Here is an 18,380-nt window from a genome sequence, read left to right on the forward strand (position 1 = left end):
GGCCGTGTTGAACAGGGACGGCGGCTGGTCAGGACCTGACTGCTGGCCGCAGGCCGGCGGAGCTGGTCAGGAAGCCTGCGTGTAGGTCTGGAGGATCACTCCGGTGGAGAAGGCCTGGGCCGAGGCCAGTCGCAGTTCGACGGTGTCGAGGTCGTCGAACCACCGGGCGCCCTTGCCGAGCACGATCGGGTGGACGAACAGTTGCAACTGGTCGAGCAGTCCGGCGGTGAGTAGCGATCGCACGAGGGTGAGGCTGCCGGTCACGGCGATGTCCTTGCCCTCGGAGTCCTTGAGCGCCTGGAGCCCCGCGAGCACATCGCCGCTGATGATCTCGGTGTTGTTCCAAGTTGCCTCGGTCAGGGTGCTGGTGACGACGTACTTCTTCTGGTTGTTCATGAAGCCGGCGAATTCATCCTCGCTGGAGGGCCAGTACGCCGCGAACTGCTGGTACTGGACCCGGCCGAGCAGCATCGCGTCGGACTCGGCCATGGCCGCGCCGACGGCGGTTCCCATCTCGTCGTTGAAATAGGGGAAGTGCCAGGTGTCGGGCGCCTCGGCCACGCCGTCGAGGGACACGAAAAGACTCGCGATGATCTTGCGCATGAGGTCCTCCAGATGTTCCGAACGCGTGTAGTTCGATGGATAGATAGTAAGGCGTCGAACTATCTCTCGTCAAATAGTATGCTGGCGGCATGCGTAAGAACGATGAGGTCGACACCGTGATCGAGCAGTGGCGGCGGGAGCGGTCCGACCTGGACTTGTGGCCGGTCGAGGTCCTGGCGCGGGTGACGCGGTTCGCCGCGGTCATGAACCGTTCCTTCGACGAGGTTTTCGCCCGCCACGGCCTGCGGAACGGAGAGTTCGACGTGCTGGCCGCGATCCGCCGGTCCGGGCCGCCCTACGTGGTGATCCCGTCGGTGCTGTCCGAGCAACTGATGCTGTCCCGGGCAGGGATGACCAACCGCCTCGACCGGCTCGACCGGGCCGGCCTGATCGACCGGCAGCTGGACCCCGAGGACCGGCGCAGCTTCCTGGTGACACTCACCGACAAAGGCATGGCGACCGTCGACGCGGCCATGAGTGACCACGCCGCCAACGAGGCCGCGCTGCTGTCCGCACTGTCCCAACGCCAGCAGCACCAGCTGGACGACGCGATGTACACGCTGCTGCAGGCGGCCAAGGACCGCGACATCTGAACGCGCCGAGCGGCGGCACGTCACCGCTGACGCAGGTTCACCAGGGCAACGGCGTCAACGGACGGCCCGTCACCCCCGGATGCCGCTTGAGCCCCGAGTCCGCATGGTCCCCGGGGTTCCAGCCGCCTGACCGCAGACAGGGACGCCCGTCTGTGTCAGGTCGAGGTCGACCGCTTCGAGGCTCGCGACTCCGTCGCGGCGGAGTCGACGAACGCGATTCGGGCGCGGCGCGGGCAGTGCTGTGGGTCCTCAGGCGAGGGCGGGCGCTCTTCGTTAATTCGGTGGGTGTGGTGGTCGTGTGAGTGGGATGCTGTCGGGGTGGCTTATCAACCCGGTTCCCCGGCCGCCCCCTCTCCTCTTCCTCCTTAGTCACGGCCGCAGTTGGCGGAAGCGCGTCGCGTTCGGGCGGTGGTGTTATTCGAGGAGGGTGTCTCGAATGCGGAGATCGCGCGGGCGGTGGGGGTGTGTGCCGAGAGCGTGCGGCGTTGGCGTCGGGTCTGGGAGGAAGGCGGTGCTTCAGCGTTGCGGCGGCGTGCGGCGACCGGGCGGCCGCCCAAGCTGGACGACCCACAGGTGGAGGTGGTCCGGGCCGCATTGGAACAGGGTGCCCAGGCTCACGGTTTTGAGGCCGACCTGTGGACCCTGGAGCGGGTCGGCATCGTCGTGGAGCGGGCGACGGGAGTGGTGCTGTCGCGGGCGTCGGTGTGGCGGCTGCTGACGGGCCGGCTGGGGTGGGGTCTTCAGCGCCCTGAGCGGCGGGCGGTGGAGCGGGACGAGTCGGAGATTGCCCGCTCGGTCGCGCATGAGTGGCCGCGGATTAAAAAGGGGCGGTGAACACACGTGCATGGATCGTGTTCCTCGACGCATCAGGCATCTGTCTATTGCCACAGGTCCGTCGCACCTACGCGCCCCGAGGACGGACCCCGCTGCTGCGGCACCGCCTGAACTGGAAGCGGGCGTCGATGACCGGGGCCCTGGGCTACCACTCCACCGATCCCGGTCGAGGGGCACGTCTGTGTTTCCGTCTCACGCCCGGCAGCTACGACACCCTCGGACTCATCGAGGTCCTGGAGCAGACGAAGGTGTTCTACCGCGGCGAGAACGTGGTTCTGGTCCGGGACGGCCTGTCCGCCCACTGGAGCCGGGCCATGCGGGCCTGGGTCGACGAGCAGGACTGGCTCACCCTCGAGCGATTACCCGCCTACGCACCCGAGCTGAACCCGGTGGAATTGCTGTGGTCCTCGCTCAAGAAACGTGAACTCGCCAACCTCGCCGGCGACCACCTCGCCGATGTCGCCGACGCCACCGAACAAGGCATCCACCACATCAACACCAACCCTCAACTCCCCTGGTCGTTCCTCACCCACACCGGCCTGACCATCCGCCCACCACACCCACCGAACTAACGAAAAGATCGGTAAGAGCTCGTAACACGATCTTGCTGGCGTGAAGCGGTTGGTCGGGGGTGCTGCTGAGTGGGTTGCCGCTGCCGGTGCCAAGGTCGGTCACAAGCCATGCCGGAGTCATGCCGGGATGAAGCTCGGCCACCAGGGTGGGACGTTGCCCGGGCACAACGGGGCGGGATAGGAGTCCGGCATCCCGAGCCATGTGACAAGGAACCAGGTTAACCACAAGGTGAAGATGAGCCCTGCCATCAGGGCTGTCCTGCGATGACGTCTTCCAAGCGTGCTGTGCAGGATCACCCACGGAACCGCAGCGGCGATCCATATGAGAGGCGCAAGAAACAGCAAAGTCATGCCGTTGGCTCCTGCGCTGCTGCCGATGTTACAAGCAGCCCATGCCCTCCCAATCGCAGCAATGGTCACCACTGCGGTCAGTCCGCCGAAGAGGACACCAAAGCCAATTCCGCTGAACCGGCGGCCCGGAGGACTCGACGACTCTGCTCCCATGATCATCTCTCCCGCCTCGCCCTGGATGCGGAGAGTACCAACGCTCTGAAGCAGCCCGCTGGGGCCCTGGCCTGCCCTGACACCGGTCAGCCGTTCTTGGGCTTCCGAAGCCGCCTCCAGCAGATGAGGCCGCAGGTCAATGAGTCAATGAGACGAAGGCGTCGTGGAGTTCGGTTCGGCGTTCTCAGCGGACGGCGAGGCGTTCGAACTGGTAGAGCAGGGCGAAGGTCTGCTCGACGACGTAGCGGAGTTGGCCCAGACCCTTGATGTTCGGGGCGCCCTTGCGGGAGATGACCGGCAGGATCCGGCGCTTGCGCAGCTCCTCGCGGTGGGGGTTGGAGTCGTAGCCCTTGTCGCCGAGCAGCGAATCGGGGCGGCGGCGTGGCCGGCCGGGACGCCCGGCCACGGGCGGGATACCGTCGACCAGGGCGAGGGTCTGGGTGACGTCGTTGACGTTGGCAGCGGTGGTGATGACTTTGAGCGGGGTGCCGCGGCCGTCGCAGATCAAGTGGTGCTTGCTGCCCGTCTTGCGCCGGTCGACCGGTGACGGACCGGTGTCGGCTCCTTTCTTTTCGCGCGAACATGGGAGCCGTCCACACACACGCGCGCGGGACCAGTCGAGTTCGTCGGCCCCATTCAGCTCGGCGAGCAGAATGCGGTGCAGCCGATCGAAGACCCCGGCTTGCTGCCACCGCTCCAGACGGCGCCAGCAGGTCTGCCCCGAGCCGAACCCCAGCTCCAGCGGCAGCAGTTGCCAGGCCAGGTCGTTACAGAGAACGTGCAGGATGCCCTACAGACACAGCCGGTCCGCCACCGGCCGAGGCCCCGGTGACCGCTCAGGCCAGGGCGGCAGCAGCGGCTCGATCAGCATCCAAAGGTCGTCATCCACGATCCATGGCCGACTACTCACACTCTCCCGAACGGCCGAATCGTCACATCGGTCACGCCCGATCAGGGCACTTCAACAAGATCGTGTTACGAGCTCTACGCGGATGGTGGTTCGGAGTCGTTGTCGTCATAGTCTTCGTGGTCTTCGCGATTGGAATGGCAAGAAGGCGGTGCAAGTGACGCTGTGAAAAGCCGAATGAGGACGCCCTGCAGGCGTACACGTCCTTACGGGTCAGCAGGACGGCATGATCAAAACCCTGCTGCGCCCTGAGAGCAGGCGCGGGAGAGTCCTTAGGTCAGCGCCGTCCTCGGCGGTCCCGGTCGGTCAGGTGGCGCTGCAGGTGGGAGAGGGCGCGAGTGGGGCGTCCGCGGAGGGCGGCCCGCGCGGCGTTGGCACCTGGTGCTCCGTGGACTCCCCCGCCCGGGTGAGCGGACGCGGAAGCCAGGAAGAGACCGGGGACAGGTGTTTCCGGGCGCCCCGTGCCCGGGGTGGGGCGGAAGATCAGTTGTTGGTGCAGGGCCGTGGTACCCCCGTTGATGGCGCCACCGTGGAGGTTGGCATTCATGCTCTGCAGGGTGGGCGGGGCAAGGATGCGGCGTGCGGCGATGCGGCTCCGGAAGCCGGGGGCGTAGCGCTCGACCTGCTCTTCGATCCGGTCGGCCATCGCCTCCTGTTCGCGGGCGTCCCACGATCCGGTCAGCTTGTCGTCTCCGGCATCGCCCCTGACGTGGTGCGGTACGTGTGTGTAGGCCCAGGCGGCCTCGGTGCGCCGCGGCGAGCGGCTGGAGTCGGCGGTGGTCATCTGGCCGAAGAGCACGAACGGCTCGTCGGGCACATGGCCGGTGGCGATCTGCGCGGCGGAGCGGGTGAGGCTGTCCACGCCTTCCGCGAGGTGAACGGTTCCCGCCTGTGCGGCTTGCGGGCTGTTCCAGGGCACGGGGCTGTTCAGGGCCCAGTCGACTTTGAACGTGGCGAAGTCCCACTGGAAGCGCTTCAGGTCCGTGAGCAGGCGCTGCGGCAGGTGCTCTTCGGCGACCAGCGAACCATAGAGGGCGGGCGCGGACACATCGGCCAGGACCGCCCTGCGCGCGGCGACCGCCTCGCCGCCTGCGGTGCGGACACCCACGGCACGTCCTCCCCGTACGACGATCTCCGTCACCTCCTGGCCGCAGCGCACCTTTCCGCCCCGCCCCTCCAGGCGCCGGACGAGCGCCGCGGTGAGTGCGCCGGCGCCACCCACCGGGACGGGGAATCCGTAGGTCTGCCCGAGCATGGACATCAACCAGCCGAACCCCCCGCTGCCCGCCGCTTCAGGCGCGAGATCGGCGTGCAGGGCGTTTCCGGCGAGCAGAAGCCGGCCTCCTTCACCGCCGAACTGCTCCTCCCCCAGACGCCGCACAGGCAAGAGCATCGTCCGCGCCACGCGCAGTCCGCCCGCCGCCCGCAGCCGTACGGCCAGGCGGGCCCCGGCCCGGACGGGCGGGAAGGGAGTGAACAGCGCATCGAGGATGCCGGGCCGCAGCCCTTCCCAGATCTCGCACAGGCGCCGCCACGCGTCGCCGTCCCCGGGGGCGAACGCTTCGAGGCTCGCGCTTGTCTCCGCCAAGTCGCGGCTGAGGACGGCGCAGCGGCCGTCGCGCAGGGGGTGGGCCAGCACTTTCGGAGCGTGACTCCACTCCAGCCCCTCCCGTTCCAGGTGGAGGGCGGCCAGGACGGGTGATGCGGCGGCCAAGGGATAGAACGCGCTGAACAGATCGCTGGCGAAGTCCGGGGCGACCCCGTGGTCGTGCCGTACCGCTCCGCCGGGCTCCGGCTGCGCCTCCAGAACGTCCACGCTCCAGCCCGCGTCGGCCAGCAGATTGGCCGCCACCAGGCCGTTGGGCCCCGCTCCGATCACTACGGCGTCCGGCATGCGTCGCTCCCGGTTTGCGTCGGTGCCGCCCGGCTGGACGGGATGAGTCGTGCCCGGCCCCCGGCAGGGGCCCTTGGTGGCAGCCAGTGGCGACTTCAGGCGGGGCGCGGGCGCGGTCGGTGGGCAGCGCCGCGCCCCGGGGCGTCGGTCCCCTCGCACAGACGGGCAAGTCGGCCCAGCATCGCGCGGTGCCGAATCTGCTGCGCCGCGTCCAGGAGGCCGTTGTGCAGGGCGCCTCCCGCACCGCGCAGGGGGTGCTCGTCGAGAATGACGAGTGTGTCCTCGCCCCAGGGCCGCAGCTCCATGGCGATCCGCGCGGTCCCCAGGGGCCCGCTGTACGCCTCCAGCTCGAGCACGCTGATCGGCTCGACGCGGCGCACGACGGTCCGGTTGTGCAGCGTGAACGGGCCGATCTTCACCGTGTAACGGAGAACAGCTCCGAGTTCGGGCCAGGTGCCCGCGTCCAGTTCGGCCCGGTCGGGGCCGACGACCCATTGCCCGTAGCGTTCGGCGTCGGCCAGGATCGCCCAGACGTCCTCGGGCGGCTTCTTGATCAATCGGTGCCGTACGGCCATGCGTTCCTCCGGCCTTCGAAGCGCCCCCCTTCGCGAGTTCCCACGCTAGTCCTGATCACGCATCTCGCCACGGGACGGCATCTTCATCAGCGACGAGGCTGGCCCTGCGGAGGCGAAGCCAGTGGCTTCCGGAGGGGGAAGGGGCAGCGGGATGGACTTTACGAGCGGATGCTCCTCAGACTCAGCGCGCAGAGGGCCGCCCAGGAGATCGCAGCTCCCGCGGCTTTCAGGCGGGCTTGCCGATGGGGCAGCTGGGTACCGAAGATCACGGTGTCGGACGTGTCCGCGGCGACCCGGCACCAAGTGGCGAGGCGGCGTGCGTCGTCGCCGGTCGCGGCCACCATGGCAAGCCCGATGACCAGATCTCGGGATCCGAAGGCCCGAACCAGCAAGCTCGTATCCCGTGGAACGCTGCCGCCGGGCTCCAGCGGGAGAGCGCAGGGTTTCGCGAGCCATTCGGGCCTGGCCATGATGGCCACGCCGTAGAGCGCGGTCGCGGCTCCGAGCAGCCGGTTGATGTCCGTCGTCTTTTTCATGGCATCGCGCCCTTTCCCTCTGAGGGTGTTCGATCGCGTTCCCTCGGGTGCGCACTTCATCCCCGGCATGGGGGCCGTCGTCCGGAAACCCTGTCAGGGCCGAGCCGTGTGGTCGGGATGCCCGTGGGTGCGGCGGGCCTCTTTCATCTCCGCCTCGTGCAGGTGGCTCCGCCCGTCGACGAGTTCCTGGCGTACCTGGTGCTCCACCTCGGTGAACGGCGTGTAATAGGTGGCGTTGTACGCCTCGATGACCTGGAAGGTCCAGCAGCCGGGAAGGACGTTGCGGCCCACGATCTCCCGCTCGACCAGATCGGCCTGCTCCCCGTGGCCCGCCGCCCGCAGCTGCTCGACCGCACGGCCCAGCGTCAGATCCGCACCGCCGGTCAGCCGATGGAAGGCGTACAGATGCCCTCGAGCCTGTTCCACGGTCTCCAGTGCCTCGGACAAGGTGCCCAGTGCCTCGACCGTGGCATCGCTCACCCCGTGCGGGCGGACATGTCCGTCCACCGGCCCGGCTCCGCGCTCGCTGGTGGGGCTCATGACGTGACCCTTCGATGTCCGCACGACGGCTGTCCAGGACGGCCTGAGGCCTGGGCCCAGGCGCCCGTACCTCCCAGCTTTGCGTGCCGACGGGCCTTTCGCGACCGACGCGGCACGGACCGCGTGCGACACCGGCGGAGCTCAGCGCGGTGGGGTCGTGCCAGCGGATGCGCGATCGTGTGGCCTGGGCGAGCCTGAGGACATGACTGATCCACTCGTCCCTCCAGGGAAGACCCCTCCCGGCAAGACTCCCCCCGGGGAGACCCCACCCGTGGAAGGCTCGACCGCCGAGGCCCACGAGGAACGTCCGGACGGCGGGCTCTGGGAGCACCCCCGATTCTGGCTGTGGCTGATCGCTGCCGGAGCCGTACTGATCGCAGCCTTCTTCATCGCGCGGCTCATCTCTCTGTAGCGCACGGCGTTCGCCCGCGAGGCTCCTTCGGGGCTCACTCAAGGGCTTTCAGCGGCCTGGGGGTACAGGACCTGACCGGAGGGTCGGCGGTTTCGGGGAAGTCGAACAAGGTCACCTCCGCTCACGAGAGGTGATCCGTCGACGCGCACGGTGACGTACAACTCCCCTCGCTGAGCGTTTGGTCCGGTGATTTGCGTTTGGTCCCGGGGCAGGTTCCGCGCCGGTTCGGGATGGCTGCGCCGGTGAGTCTGCGGGCCATAAGGTCGATCATCGCGAGGTGGAACATCGCTTCGGAGCGGTGCGGGTGACGTTCGTAGTCGCGCGTTTGGCGTCGGTGATGCGTGAGCCAGCCGATGCTGCGTTCGATGTCCAGCGTCCCGGGACGATCGTGTATCCGTGGGTGCCGGGCGGGCGTTGGACGGGGTGGACGTCGACGCCGAGGCGGGTGTCGTGGTCGATGGCGGTGGTGCGGTAGTCGGCGTCCACGAAGATCAGGCGGCAGCTCCACGGGATGGGCCGGATTCAAACTCCTCCGCAAGATGATCCTGCTTCAGTGACCCTCCACCATCGTGACCCCAGAAGTTTCGGCGGAAACGCCAGCCCGCTCATCAGTAGCGCGGCCCGACAGTGGGATGCGAGGCCAAGGCACGGGCAGCAATCTGCAGTTGCGCCTCCCATGCTGCCTCGTCGAGCCCCAGCGTGTATTCGATGCAGCACGCGCATGGCGGGAGAAGCGCCACGAATGCTTGCTCCTCAGCGGTCTCGACCTCCACCTCCGACCACTCGTCGGATGCCAACTCGGCGAGACCCACCTCCCTGGCGGTGAATCGCGAGGCCAGTCTGCGCAGTGCGTATCGCCTGGCCAAGTGGTGATCGGGCAGAAGGATCCCCGATTCTTCGAGGGCCTGCTCGAATGTGTCGCGGATGTCCCGGGGGTCCGCATGACGCGGCAGACCGGCGAGCTCGCACAGGGCCGGCGTATCCATCCCCAGTGCGAGTGCCTGGGCAGCGGTCATCGGCAGGTCCTCCGGACACACCTGATCCGCTTGATACAGCCACGCTGCTTCCACCAGGGGCGGACAGGTGCTGCGGACAGAGCTGTCGGGTTCGGATGTGTCGTCTATCGCTGCCATGGTTCATACGATGCCAGCACGGCTCGCGAAAGCGTCTGGAAATTTTGACTGTCCCAGTAACCGCCCTTGGGGCCCGCCCGTACCGTTGCCCCGGTGACACTCCGCGACGGCTCCCCAAGATCTCTGCCAGAAGCCAGTTGTGATGCCGCTTTGTGCACCATGCCGGCCCCGGAACCGCTGCCCCCGGGCCTGCCAGCCGGAGGCCCCTGCGTGCCCGCACCACACGCCATCAACCTGCACTTCTGGGCCCGTCGCATGACGGCCCTTGGCGTGTCTCCCACCAGTCCCCCCGCGCGTCGCCTCACCGCACCACAGTTGGCCGGCGCCTTGCGTACGACGCTCCACGACGAGCAGTACCGCAACCGGTCCGCCGGGCTTGCACAGATTCTTCGCAGCGACAACGGAGCGGAACGCGTATTGAGCGCACTCGGAACGCTCTGAAACCGCGACCGACGGCGAGGCACTGGTGGCGCTGTCATTGCCACTGATCGATGTCGACCTCATGGCCCTGTTGGTCAGTTGTGGGTGCTGGCGCAGGTCTTGGGCTCCGTCGCACGGCTCGTCCTGGATGTGGGCGGGGCGGAGATCTTCGAGAGTGCGCGCTACCGCGAGCGGGCTCCAGCAGGTAATCCGGGCGCCGGTCGGCGTGTACCGCCCAGTCCGGCGGCCCGCCGTTTCACCGGGATTTCAAGGGCCTTTCGTATCGTCCTGTCGACGTTTTCGCCGCGGTGCACAGGACCTGCCGCGCACGCTGCTGAGGTGAGTGGAGTCAGGCGTGACCGAACTACTGCCCAAACCCGTTCCCGACGCCGGGCCCCCGGACGGTCCGTCCGGTCGTCAGATCCGGGTGGTGCTGTGCGGGGGGACCCTCGGTGCCGTGCTCCTGGCCGCCGCGCTCGTCATCGACTTCTCGGGTGCCAACGACGTGAGCGTCCCGCAGATGCCGAAGATGCCCGCGCTGCCGACGTCCCTCCCCAGCGGACTGCCCACAGGCATCCCCACGGGTTTCCCCACGGACCTGCCGTCCGACTTCCCGACGAACCTTCCGACAGGCTTCCCCGAACTCCCCACAGATCTACCCACCGATCTCCCCGGCACGCCCTCCTCCTCTGGAGGCGGCTCATGAACGGACGGGCGTTCCGAGCCTTGCGGGACGACGGAGCGGCCACGGCACGGGCGCTGCTGATCGCCCGGGGCGCCATCGCCCTGTACCTGGTCGAGCTGGTGGGGAACCTGACCCGCCCCCGGGTTCTGCCCGACGAGCCCGCTCTGTCGATCTTCTACAAACTGCCGGCCTCCCTCACCAAGATGCCCGGCTTCGGGGACTCATTCAACAGGCTGCTGTCCATGCCCCGCGCCGTCTTCTGGAGCGTGCTGGCAGGCATCGCCGCCGGCGTACTGATCCAGGTCTACATAGCCGTCACGCGTCAACCCGACCGGCGGGCAGCACAGTTGACCTGGGTGACGTTGGGACTGCTACTGCTGCCGTTCGGACTGATCCCGTTGATGGTGATGGTCGAGTACCTCCCGTTGACACTGGCCTGCCTGCCCAGCACCGCGTTCGTGCTGCTCCTGCTGCGCGGCGGGGTGCGGTTCGCCCGCGTGCCACTCGCGGCACTGCTGGCGGCCTTCGGCTGGGGCGCGCTGATCGTCTTCGGTCTCGGCCGCTCCTACACCGGTCTCGCGTTCGCCACGATCAGCGGTCATCTCAGCCCGCCCCTGGGTGACCTCACCTCCCCTGCCGGTGACATCAGCGAGTTCACCAGGAGTCAGTTCCGGACCATCGACCTGGTGGTCCTGCACCTCGGGGTGGTGAACGCCCTCGTCGTATCGGCCGGTGTCCTGCTGCTCCTGACGCTCTTCCGGTACCGCATCACCGACACCGTCACCGGGCTCACCCTCGGCGCCGCCGTCGGGCTCGGGTACAGCTTCGTGGAGAGCATCATGTTCATCAAGATCTACGGTTCGCTCGGTTCCGTCTTCGGGACGACGGGCGGCTTCGAGTACTGGATCCGGCAGTCGGTCGGTCTGCTCGGCGGGCAGGTGGTGTTCGGCGCGCTGCTGGGAGCCGGGCTCGTCCTCGCGGGCCGGGCGCGACGGCGCGGTCGTGTCGCCGCGGCAGCCGTGATGACGGCGGCGGGCGGCGCGACCGCCGCCGAAGTGCTCTCCGGGTGGCTGTCGGCCCGACTTCACGGCCACGTCGAGACAGGAAGCGTGCTGGACACCCTGGTCGTCTCACCACTGCTCTGGCTGCTTCCCCAACTCCCATTCATGGCAATGGCCTTGCTACTTCTGACACTCGGACTGCGCGAGCGTGGCGCAGCCCTGCGGGCCGCCGCGTCGGAGGAGGCTGCGAGCGGCCGCCCGTTCCTCGTGCCGACGGAAGAACAGGTCCTGGTATCGCCCGCCCTGCGGTTCTGGGCCGTGGCGAGCACCTGGCGCTGGTACGGACGCGGCGCCGCCTTGCGCTTGCACCGCCTGCAGTCCGCACAGTTGGAGCTCGCCGGCTGGCGAGCCCAGAAGGACCCCGAACTTGCCCCGCAGGGAGAAGTGTTGCGCACTCGAATACTGCGGCTGAAGAGCGTGGAGGCGGGCTCATGACGAGCCGTCCGATCGCCGTCGTGCGGCTGGCCGGGGCCGCCGTCCTGCTGGCCTGCAGCGTACTGCTGTCGGCGCCACCGGCCTCGGCCTGCGTCGTCAGCATCGGCTACAAGCCCTCCCTGGCGGCAGGGGACCTGAGCCACCACCCGACTTGCTCGACAGGTACGTCACTCACTGGGGCCGGCGGGGTCGCCCTGCTCGTACTCGGTGCCCTCGGCGCGGCGGGCCGGCGCACTTATCAGCGGGGCGAACGGACCGCTGGGACGGGCCCGGACCGGGACACGCCACACCCGTCGCTGACCGCCTACCTCGACGCCACGAGGACGGCCTCGCCGGAGAGCCGGGACGAACGTGCCGGGGCGTGAGGGGTGGCGCCCGGGATCGAGAAGACGGAACCGGGCGGCGCACGCCGTGCTGCTGGTCGTCGCCATGTTGACGGTCGTCCTGTTGGCGCCCGCAGCGGACGCTACGGACACACCCACTCCGGGTCAGTCCGAGGTCGCGGGCGAGTTCGCCGATATCGCGAACGCCCTCATGACGGACCCCATCAGCAGGGCCGGGATCGAGGCCCACGAGAAGCTCCACATGGAGGACGGCACACGCAACCTCGCCGTCATCTGGTTCGACATGACCAACTTCCGACCGTCACACATGGAAGCGATCACCCGGACGTTCAGCGCGGGCGACGTCAGCCTGGGCCAGTACACCGGCTACGGCCGGCTGCTGAGGCGTGAGGGCAACGAGGCGCTGTTCGACGCGATCGGCATCACGGGTGACGGTCCGCTGCTGGAGTTTGCCGCCGTCAACGAACCGGGCCGGAACCATTCCGAGTCAGTCATCTACGACCAGGTACTGAACCCCCTCCTCACGGACCTCGGTCTGCGGGACAAGGCGATCAGGCAGTTGAAGGCGAGGGCAGTCGCCGGCTTCTCGGACCGGGGCCGCTGCGGACTCTGTCTGAAGCTCACCAGCAGCATTCCCGAGAAGAACTTCAGATCTGGAACCCCGTACGAGACCAGCCAGGACCGGAAGGCGTCGGCGGCCCGGGTAGGCGCCATCATCAGCCAGTGCCTCTCCCGGCTCAGGGCGGAACGGAAGAAGAAGGAGGAACAGGCCAAGGCGGCCCTGCCGGTGCCGGGAGCCAAGTCCACACCGTGCACGTCGATGGGGAAGGGCAGCGGACAGCCCGTCATGGCACTCTCTGCCTACCTGGCCGCCGGTCCGTGCGGCGGGGCGGAGAGCGGTGCGGGGGCACTCGACCGGGCGCTCACCCCGTCCGGCACGTCCTACGGCGGGGTGGACTTCTCGACGCTGGAGATGCGCTACTTCTCCGACGGTTCGGGCGGGGTGCAGTACGCGTACTCCTCACAGCAGTTGCCCGAGGGCTACCAGCAGGACAGCGAGCTGGGGGCGCGGACGGTCGAGAACATGGGCGACGATCTACGGACCTGGCTGGCGCTCGACCCGCGGAAGTTCTGGGTCAACCTCAATCCCACCGAACCTGACCGGATCGTCGATCCCGCCCTCGGCCAGACCAACGCCGGCAAGGCCATGCTGGAGGCCGACCTCCAGATGAAGCGCACCGAAGCGAAGATCCTGCACCCCGACTCGGCGACGGGGTCGAAGTACTGGCAGCGGATCCAGCCCGGTGCGGACGGCACGCTCTGCTTCTCCGCACGGATGTGGATCGTGCCCGGCGAAGTGGAGGTGCGCCAGGACGGCGGATCGCTCTACATCCTCAAGGCGTTGCTCGATGTGAAGACGAAGTCGGACCACATCGACGATCCGTATTCCCCGACCTGCAAGACCGATCCCGCCACGGACGCCCGGAACGAGGAACTGGAACGCACCCTCGTACTGCCCGAGGTGGTCAAGTCGGTCAACACCGCTCCGGAGTACGCGCCGCTGCGGCGGGCGTTCATGGCCCGCATCATCGCCCAGTGGGTCCGCGAACGGCACCAGCAGGGGCATGAGACGTCGTTCGACGGGATCATCGATTCCAAGGATCTGGGCCCGGCAAAGCTGGAGGATGGCTGGCGCCCGAAGCAGGTCTTCGACGACTACGTACGCTCCTACCGGGACAAGGAGTTCGACATCACGCGGGAGAACACTGACGGTGGCGTCCGGCGCGTCACCCGCTACGTCTACGGGGGCGCGGACCTCACCAACGTCCGGCTGACCAACGTCACGGAAGCGGACATGAGCCAGCGGTATCCGCAGATCACCCAGGCCGCGCAAGGCTCAGCGTCCCGCCCGGTCACCGCACCGGATGGCTCGATCTGGCTGGGCGGCGTCGTACGGGCGCCGGACCAAGGCGTCTGGGACGGCCTCCAGAAGAACATCCGCAGGCTGACTGGAGGCCACGGTCCACTCCTGGCGCTGCTCCTGATCGCCCTCGGGACTGTCCTGTTCGGCTTCCGCAGCCGACGCGGTCGTCGTACCACCACGCCGTGACGGCAACAGCGAAGGAGGTTCGTGTCGGGCGCGCGGGCACTCGGCGGTGACACCGCTGGACGCCCGCTGCGTGCCGGAGACCGGCCCGCAGTCACCTTCCTGCTGAACCTTCCGCCCCATCCGGCCGAACGGTGGCCCATCGCGCCTGCGCCTTCGCGACACGCTGCAGCCTGACGGTGGGCCCGTAGGCGCGAGCGCGACCGCCGGCCATCGGTCCGACCCTGGGACGCGCCCTCATCAGGCGGGGACGAAGACGTCTTCCTGGGCTCCGTCGAGGATGAATCCGTTGTCGAAGCGGACCCGCACACTCACCCGAGGCGCCCGTTCCTGGAAAGCGTTCCACGCGGGTTCCAGAGAAGCGATTTTCTCTTCGAGCTGCCTCCTGGTCTCCGTGGGCATATCACGCCCGAAGGCGTCGAGCAGTGACTTGAGCCGCTCGTACTCGCGCACGTCATCGCTCTCGTCCTGGTGGTCGGCCACGTGCTCGACGGTCCCGCCAGTGCCCGCCGCCAGAGACAGGAATCCGACGACGAACCCCGCCACCTCGTCCGAATCGGTCAGCCGGGTATCCGCTGCCAGCACCACTCGCTGGCCTGCCTTCAGAGTCATCTGCTCCCCATCTTCGCGTTGCCGGCCCCACCAGCCCGACCGCCCTGCCCATTTTCCATGTCTGTCTCCTGGGCCAGAGTAGGTCGGAATCGCCAGCTGCAGCGCAACGGTGCGTCAGGCCTCGATCCATGACCCACTCCCCCGCTGGGTCCGGGCGGCGTTGGCCCCAAGGGGCTCGCTCCCCTCTGTCCAGAGCAGTCGTCAAGACTTGTGGATCACGGGGCAGTGATCAGATTGTCGACGAAGCCGGGTAGGTTGTGGCGACTCGACCCCAGGGGGACAACTGTGAGCACGCGGCCGTATCCATTCCACGAGGGAAGGAACGTCGCATGGGACCTCGTGGTCTGGCGCGGCGACTTCGAGCGGGTCGTGATCGCCGCGTTGAGCGGAGAGGACATCGTTCAGGTTCGCGGAGATTTTGATCGGGGGGACGATGCATGGATGTACAACGTCTACCCTGTTCCGAATGCCGTCCTGCCAACGATTGCTGATCTTGTGCCGGGGGTCCAGCTCGACCTCGAGCTTGAGCACTTCATAGAGGCCCGCCAGGATTTGCCGGGTGGGGAACTCTGGTTCCCCGAGCATGGCGAGCTTCCACCCGGTCACGTGCCGCCGCCGTGACGTGAAAGTCAAGGCTTCGATGACCGATGCGACGTGATCAGGCAGCGGCGGTCTCCTCGCGCTCAACCAGAACGCCATTCTCGAAGCGTGCGCCGGAGCGGACCAGGGCGACCAGGTGGGCGCCGGTGATCGCGCGCCAGGGGGCCTGGGCGGACTCGACGAGCTTGAACACCATGGCGAGCGCGGCGGCCGGGCTGCCGGCCCCTCGCGTGACCTCGGTGCGGAACTTGACCGTGGAGAACGTGGACTCGATCGGGTTCGTGGTCCGGAGATGGATCCAGTGCTCTGCCGGGAAGACGTAGAACGCCAGCGGCTTCTCCCCGTCGTCGGTGATCTTCACGACAGCCCACACGCCGAGAAGGCGATCGAGGCGTTCGCGAAGACCTACGGTGCCAAGTGGCCCAAAGCTCTGCAGCTAGCGGAGAAGTGTCTCCTCAATGCCGCATACTCCAGACAGGGAGACGTTATCTTTCGCGATCGAGTCGAATAGATCGGCGGGTGGCTGATCCTCGACTGGGGGCACCCAGGCGAAACGCTTGACCAGCCAGAGAAAAATGTTGGATGCCCTGCCTGCGGGGCACCACATTTTCATTCGGCCGTACTGAGCCGCTCCGTTTGAGTCACGAGCGGCCTACCTGAAACTGAGCATGGCAGAGCTCAGAATCTTGCACCCCGAGCCTCCTTGTGCAGTAGCGGGGCAGGATTTGAACCTGCGACCTCTGGGTTATGAGCCGAGCTAAGAGGTGTCCCGAAACAGCGCGCCGGGAGGCGGAAACGAGGTTGAGGCCAACCGGTGTGTCCCGCCGGGCCTGTTGGCGTTGGGCATCAAGGACGTGCGCCCATGATGGTGAGTGCCTCGTCGCACAAGCTGGCGGCATTGGCAGCTTCTCCCTCGAAGGCGCGTTTCCACAGGATGTAGGACAGACCACTTTCGGCCCGGCGGCGAGTGTGGGGTGCGGGTGCGGTCACGCGTTCCAGGCGGGCGGTCAGTGTGTCGATCATGGGGGTGAGTTTCGCCTGTCGTGTCACGCGTGCCAGTGCGGAGTCGGGCTCATTCACGCATGCGGCGATCAGTCTGCCGAGCCCTTGGGGCAGTGCAGTGATGATGCGTTCGACGGATGCGGTCAGGTCCGCCACTGGGTCGGCGGTGTCGGGTGTGGCGTGCAGTGACCGGTCGGCTCGCAAGGCGTCCGCGACCATCTCCTCCTTTCCTGGCCAGCGGCGGTAGAGCGCACCGAGGCCGACTCCGGCGGCCGCGGCGACGTCCTTCATCCGCAGGCCCTCGTAGCCATGGGCCTGTAGCAGGATCAGGGTCTGTTCCAGGGCCAGGGGGGCGATGTCGGGGTGGCGCCTGCGGCCGCGCTGAGCGTTCTCCATCCTCTTACGGTAACGTCAATTATCGGAAATGGTGATTCTCGGAAAGGTGTTGTCATGGCTCCCACCACCCCCACTCGCGCACTCGTCCTCGGCGGCGGAGGCGTCACCGGAATGGGCTGGGAAATCGGCGTCCTGGCCGGGCTCCTCGACGAAGGCGTGGACCTGCGCGACGCGGACACCGTGATCGGCACATCGGCCGGTTCCTTCATCGGCACCAACTACACCTCCGGTACCGACTGGGAGACCCTCTTCGCCGACCAGGACCACGCCGGCGAGAACGAACCCGTCATGCACACCGACCCGGCCGTCTACGAAGGCTGGACCCAGGCATTCATCACCGGCGCCGGCCACCCCGAAGCGGTGGGCGCCGGATTCGGCCGGGTCGCCCGCACCTTCGGCGCGGGGGTCGACACCGAGACCCGCCGCGCGGTCGTCCGCTCCCGCCTGCGCACCACCCACTGGCCCGCCACCATGCGGGTCGCCGTCACCGACGCCGACACCGGCCAGCTGCGCCTGCTGGGCCCCGAGGCGGGCATCGACATCGAGACCGCCACCGCCGCCAGCGGCGCCGTGCCCGGCATCTGGCCCAGCGTCCACTTCGACGGTCGCGAATGGATCGACGCCGGCATGGTCTCCGCCGCCAACGCCACCCTGGCCGCAGGACACGACCGCATCGTCGTCCTCGCCCCCATGCCCGAGGGCCACGCCGGTATCCCCAGCGCCCAGGACGACGTCGCGCGCCTCAACGGCACCGGTGCCCACGCCTTCCTCGCCGCCCCCGATGCCGCCGCCCGTGAAGCCATCGGCCCCAACCCCTACGACCCCACCCGCGCCCGCGCGGCAGCCGACGCGGGCCGCCGCCAAGGCCGCACCCTCGCCCCCGACATCAAGCAGATGTGGAGCTGAACCACGGCGGCGAACCGGGCGCTGGTGGATCACTCCCGGAGTGATCCACCACCCCATGATGATCATGATGGGGACTGGTGTGATTACGGCGTAGGAGCCGTTCTGGATAGAACCGTTCAGTGGTCTGAGCCCAGCACGGCATCCTCGGCGAACCGCGGGCGGGCCCGCAGGGCAAACTTCGGCCCAAGGCAGTCGACCACTCGGCTCGCAGTTGACTTCGACAGCCCAAACAGCAGCGCCAGTTGTCGCATGGTCAGGTTGGACCGCCAGTACGCAGTGAACGGCAGTATCCGGTCCTCCAGCGGCAGTTTCCACGGACGGCCGTGGCCGCCGGTGTCGGCACCCTCGCGCCGCAGTTGGTTCACCAGCTTGGCGAACACGCGGGAGCGGCCGTAACCGCAGCAGTGCAGAGGAAGAGTCCGTACTCGCGGCCTAGCGGGACCGTGAAGCCGGTCGGTGCCCCCCTGGGGGTGCTCGGCTCTCCCAGTCTCCCTGGCGGCTCGCGCTGACATCGGCACGTTTGCTGATCACTAGCGAATCGTTAGCGAGGAGTGGGAAGTTCAGCCGCAACACGACCTCCGATCCGGGGTGTCCGTGAAGGTCCCGTCGAGTGTGCAGTGTTCGGCGGTTGAGGAAGAAGGAGTTCGCCTTCGTGGGGTCCCACCGTCGTCCCAAGCCCGCGAGCCGTACGCGTGTGACCGTGCTCAGC

18 protein-coding genes and 3 pseudogenes are annotated in these 18,380 nt (G+C 67.9%); 10 read left to right on the forward strand and 11 right to left on the reverse strand.

All coding sequences use genetic code 11. The features are described 5' to 3' along the window. Nucleotides 1-66: 66 nt before the first annotated feature. The gene (locus IE267_RS38515) at nucleotides 67-603 is read right to left on the reverse strand and encodes a dihydrofolate reductase family protein (RefSeq protein WP_167150938.1); all 537 of its coding nucleotides are present in this window, start codon (nucleotides 601-603) and stop codon (nucleotides 67-69) included. Nucleotides 604-692: 89 nt separating this feature from the next. Between IE267_RS38515 and IE267_RS38520 the strand changes: the two genes are divergently transcribed. The 3 genes from IE267_RS38520 (at nucleotide 693) to IE267_RS38530 (ending at nucleotide 2,602) form a co-directional block, all read left to right on the forward strand. Further along, nucleotides 693-1,196, forward strand: a complete 504-nt coding sequence (locus IE267_RS38520; RefSeq protein ID WP_167150939.1) for a MarR family winged helix-turn-helix transcriptional regulator — start codon at nucleotides 693-695, stop codon at nucleotides 1,194-1,196. Nucleotides 1,197-1,577: 381 nt separating this feature from the next. Continuing rightward, the gene (locus tag IE267_RS38525) at nucleotides 1,578-2,030 is read left to right on the forward strand and encodes a winged helix-turn-helix domain-containing protein (protein WP_268251647.1); all 453 of its coding nucleotides are present in this window, start codon (nucleotides 1,578-1,580) and stop codon (nucleotides 2,028-2,030) included. Further along, nucleotides 2,027-2,602, forward strand: coding sequence for a transposase (locus IE267_RS38530; protein ID WP_167150942.1), 576 nt, complete (start codon nucleotides 2,027-2,029; stop codon nucleotides 2,600-2,602). Before IE267_RS38525 ends, IE267_RS38530 begins: the two co-directional genes overlap by 4 nt. 590 nt (nucleotides 2,603-3,192) lie before the next feature. On the opposite strand, the pseudogene IE267_RS38535 reads toward IE267_RS38530, so the two are convergent. The 5 genes and pseudogenes from IE267_RS38535 to IE267_RS38555 form a co-directional block, all read right to left on the reverse strand. Beyond that, nucleotides 3,193-3,977: pseudogene (locus IE267_RS38535) on the reverse strand (IS5 family transposase). Between the two features lie 313 nt (nucleotides 3,978-4,290). Beyond that, nucleotides 4,291-5,907, reverse strand: a complete 1,617-nt coding sequence (locus tag IE267_RS38540; RefSeq protein ID WP_189766475.1) for a phytoene desaturase family protein — start codon at nucleotides 5,905-5,907, stop codon at nucleotides 4,291-4,293. Between the two features lie 95 nt (nucleotides 5,908-6,002). Beyond that, on the reverse strand, nucleotides 6,003-6,482 hold the full coding sequence (locus IE267_RS38545; RefSeq protein ID WP_167150946.1) for an SRPBCC family protein: 480 nt from the start codon (nucleotides 6,480-6,482) through the stop codon (nucleotides 6,003-6,005). 158 nt (nucleotides 6,483-6,640) lie between these two features. After that, entirely contained in the window at nucleotides 6,641-7,018 is a 378-nt protein-coding gene (locus IE267_RS38550) for a hypothetical protein (protein ID WP_189766476.1), read from the reverse strand. 93 nt (nucleotides 7,019-7,111) lie between these two features. Further along, nucleotides 7,112-7,558, reverse strand: coding sequence for a hypothetical protein (locus IE267_RS38555; protein WP_189766477.1), 447 nt, complete (start codon nucleotides 7,556-7,558; stop codon nucleotides 7,112-7,114). Between the two features lie 202 nt (nucleotides 7,559-7,760). On the opposite strand from IE267_RS38555, the gene IE267_RS38560 reads away from it, so the two are divergent. Then, nucleotides 7,761-7,970 (forward strand): DUF6480 family protein, encoded by a 210-nt coding sequence (locus IE267_RS38560; RefSeq protein ID WP_167150952.1) that lies wholly within the window; start codon nucleotides 7,761-7,763, stop codon nucleotides 7,968-7,970. A gap of 608 nt (nucleotides 7,971-8,578) precedes the next feature. Here IE267_RS38560 and IE267_RS38565 read toward each other — a convergent pair. Beyond that, nucleotides 8,579-9,103, reverse strand: coding sequence for a hypothetical protein (locus IE267_RS38565; RefSeq protein WP_189766478.1), 525 nt, complete (start codon nucleotides 9,101-9,103; stop codon nucleotides 8,579-8,581). Nucleotides 9,104-9,878: 775 nt separating this feature from the next. On the opposite strand from IE267_RS38565, the gene IE267_RS40030 reads away from it, so the two are divergent. From IE267_RS40030 to IE267_RS38585, 4 genes are read left to right on the forward strand one after another with little or no spacing between them, the layout of a single operon-like run. Next, nucleotides 9,879-10,229 carry a PT domain-containing protein gene (locus IE267_RS40030; RefSeq protein ID WP_229861668.1) on the forward strand — a complete coding sequence of 117 codons (351 nt, stop codon included), beginning with the start codon at nucleotides 9,879-9,881 and terminating at the stop codon, nucleotides 10,227-10,229. Continuing rightward, complete coding sequence (locus tag IE267_RS38575) at nucleotides 10,226-11,704, forward strand: PrsW family glutamic-type intramembrane protease (protein WP_189766479.1); 1,479 nt, start codon at nucleotides 10,226-10,228, stop codon at nucleotides 11,702-11,704. Before IE267_RS40030 ends, IE267_RS38575 begins: the two co-directional genes overlap by 4 nt. Further along, on the forward strand, nucleotides 11,701-12,069 hold the full coding sequence (locus IE267_RS38580) for a hypothetical protein (RefSeq protein WP_189766480.1): 369 nt from the start codon (nucleotides 11,701-11,703) through the stop codon (nucleotides 12,067-12,069). Before IE267_RS38575 ends, IE267_RS38580 begins: the two co-directional genes overlap by 4 nt. A gap of 46 nt (nucleotides 12,070-12,115) precedes the next feature. Beyond that, the gene (locus tag IE267_RS38585; protein WP_189766481.1) at nucleotides 12,116-14,158 is read left to right on the forward strand and encodes a hypothetical protein; all 2,043 of its coding nucleotides are present in this window, start codon (nucleotides 12,116-12,118) and stop codon (nucleotides 14,156-14,158) included. Nucleotides 14,159-14,395: 237 nt separating this feature from the next. On the opposite strand, the gene IE267_RS38590 is transcribed toward IE267_RS38585, so the two are convergent. Beyond that, nucleotides 14,396-14,767: a hypothetical protein gene (locus IE267_RS38590; RefSeq protein WP_189766482.1), complete on the reverse strand. Its 372-nt coding sequence runs from the start codon at nucleotides 14,765-14,767 to the stop codon at nucleotides 14,396-14,398. Between the two features lie 285 nt (nucleotides 14,768-15,052). On the opposite strand from IE267_RS38590, the gene IE267_RS38595 reads away from it, so the two are divergent. After that, complete coding sequence (locus tag IE267_RS38595; protein WP_189766483.1) at nucleotides 15,053-15,388, forward strand: hypothetical protein; 336 nt, start codon at nucleotides 15,053-15,055, stop codon at nucleotides 15,386-15,388. A gap of 37 nt (nucleotides 15,389-15,425) precedes the next feature. Here the strand turns inward: IE267_RS38595 and IE267_RS38600 are convergent. Both IE267_RS38600 and IE267_RS38605 read right to left on the reverse strand, forming a co-directional pair. Next, nucleotides 15,426-15,734, reverse strand: a pseudogene (locus IE267_RS38600) (transposase); the annotation flags it as partial. 479 nt (nucleotides 15,735-16,213) lie between these two features. Then, nucleotides 16,214-16,765 carry a TetR family transcriptional regulator gene (locus IE267_RS38605; protein WP_189766484.1) on the reverse strand — a complete coding sequence of 184 codons (552 nt, stop codon included), beginning with the start codon at nucleotides 16,763-16,765 and terminating at the stop codon, nucleotides 16,214-16,216. Between the two features lie 54 nt (nucleotides 16,766-16,819). Between IE267_RS38605 and IE267_RS38610 the strand changes: the two genes are divergently transcribed. Further along, nucleotides 16,820-17,671 (forward strand): patatin-like phospholipase family protein, encoded by an 852-nt coding sequence (locus IE267_RS38610; RefSeq protein WP_189766485.1) that lies wholly within the window; start codon nucleotides 16,820-16,822, stop codon nucleotides 17,669-17,671. A 131-nt stretch (nucleotides 17,672-17,802) separates the two neighbouring features. Here IE267_RS38610 and IE267_RS38615 read toward each other — a convergent pair. Beyond that, nucleotides 17,803-18,081: pseudogene (locus IE267_RS38615) on the reverse strand (helix-turn-helix domain-containing protein); the annotation flags it as partial. Between the last annotated feature and the right edge of the window lie 299 nt (nucleotides 18,082-18,380).

The sequence above is a fragment of the Streptomyces xanthochromogenes genome (assembly GCF_014650455.1).
GTDB classification, from domain to species: domain Bacteria; phylum Actinomycetota; class Actinomycetes; order Streptomycetales; family Streptomycetaceae; genus Streptomyces; species Streptomyces xanthochromogenes.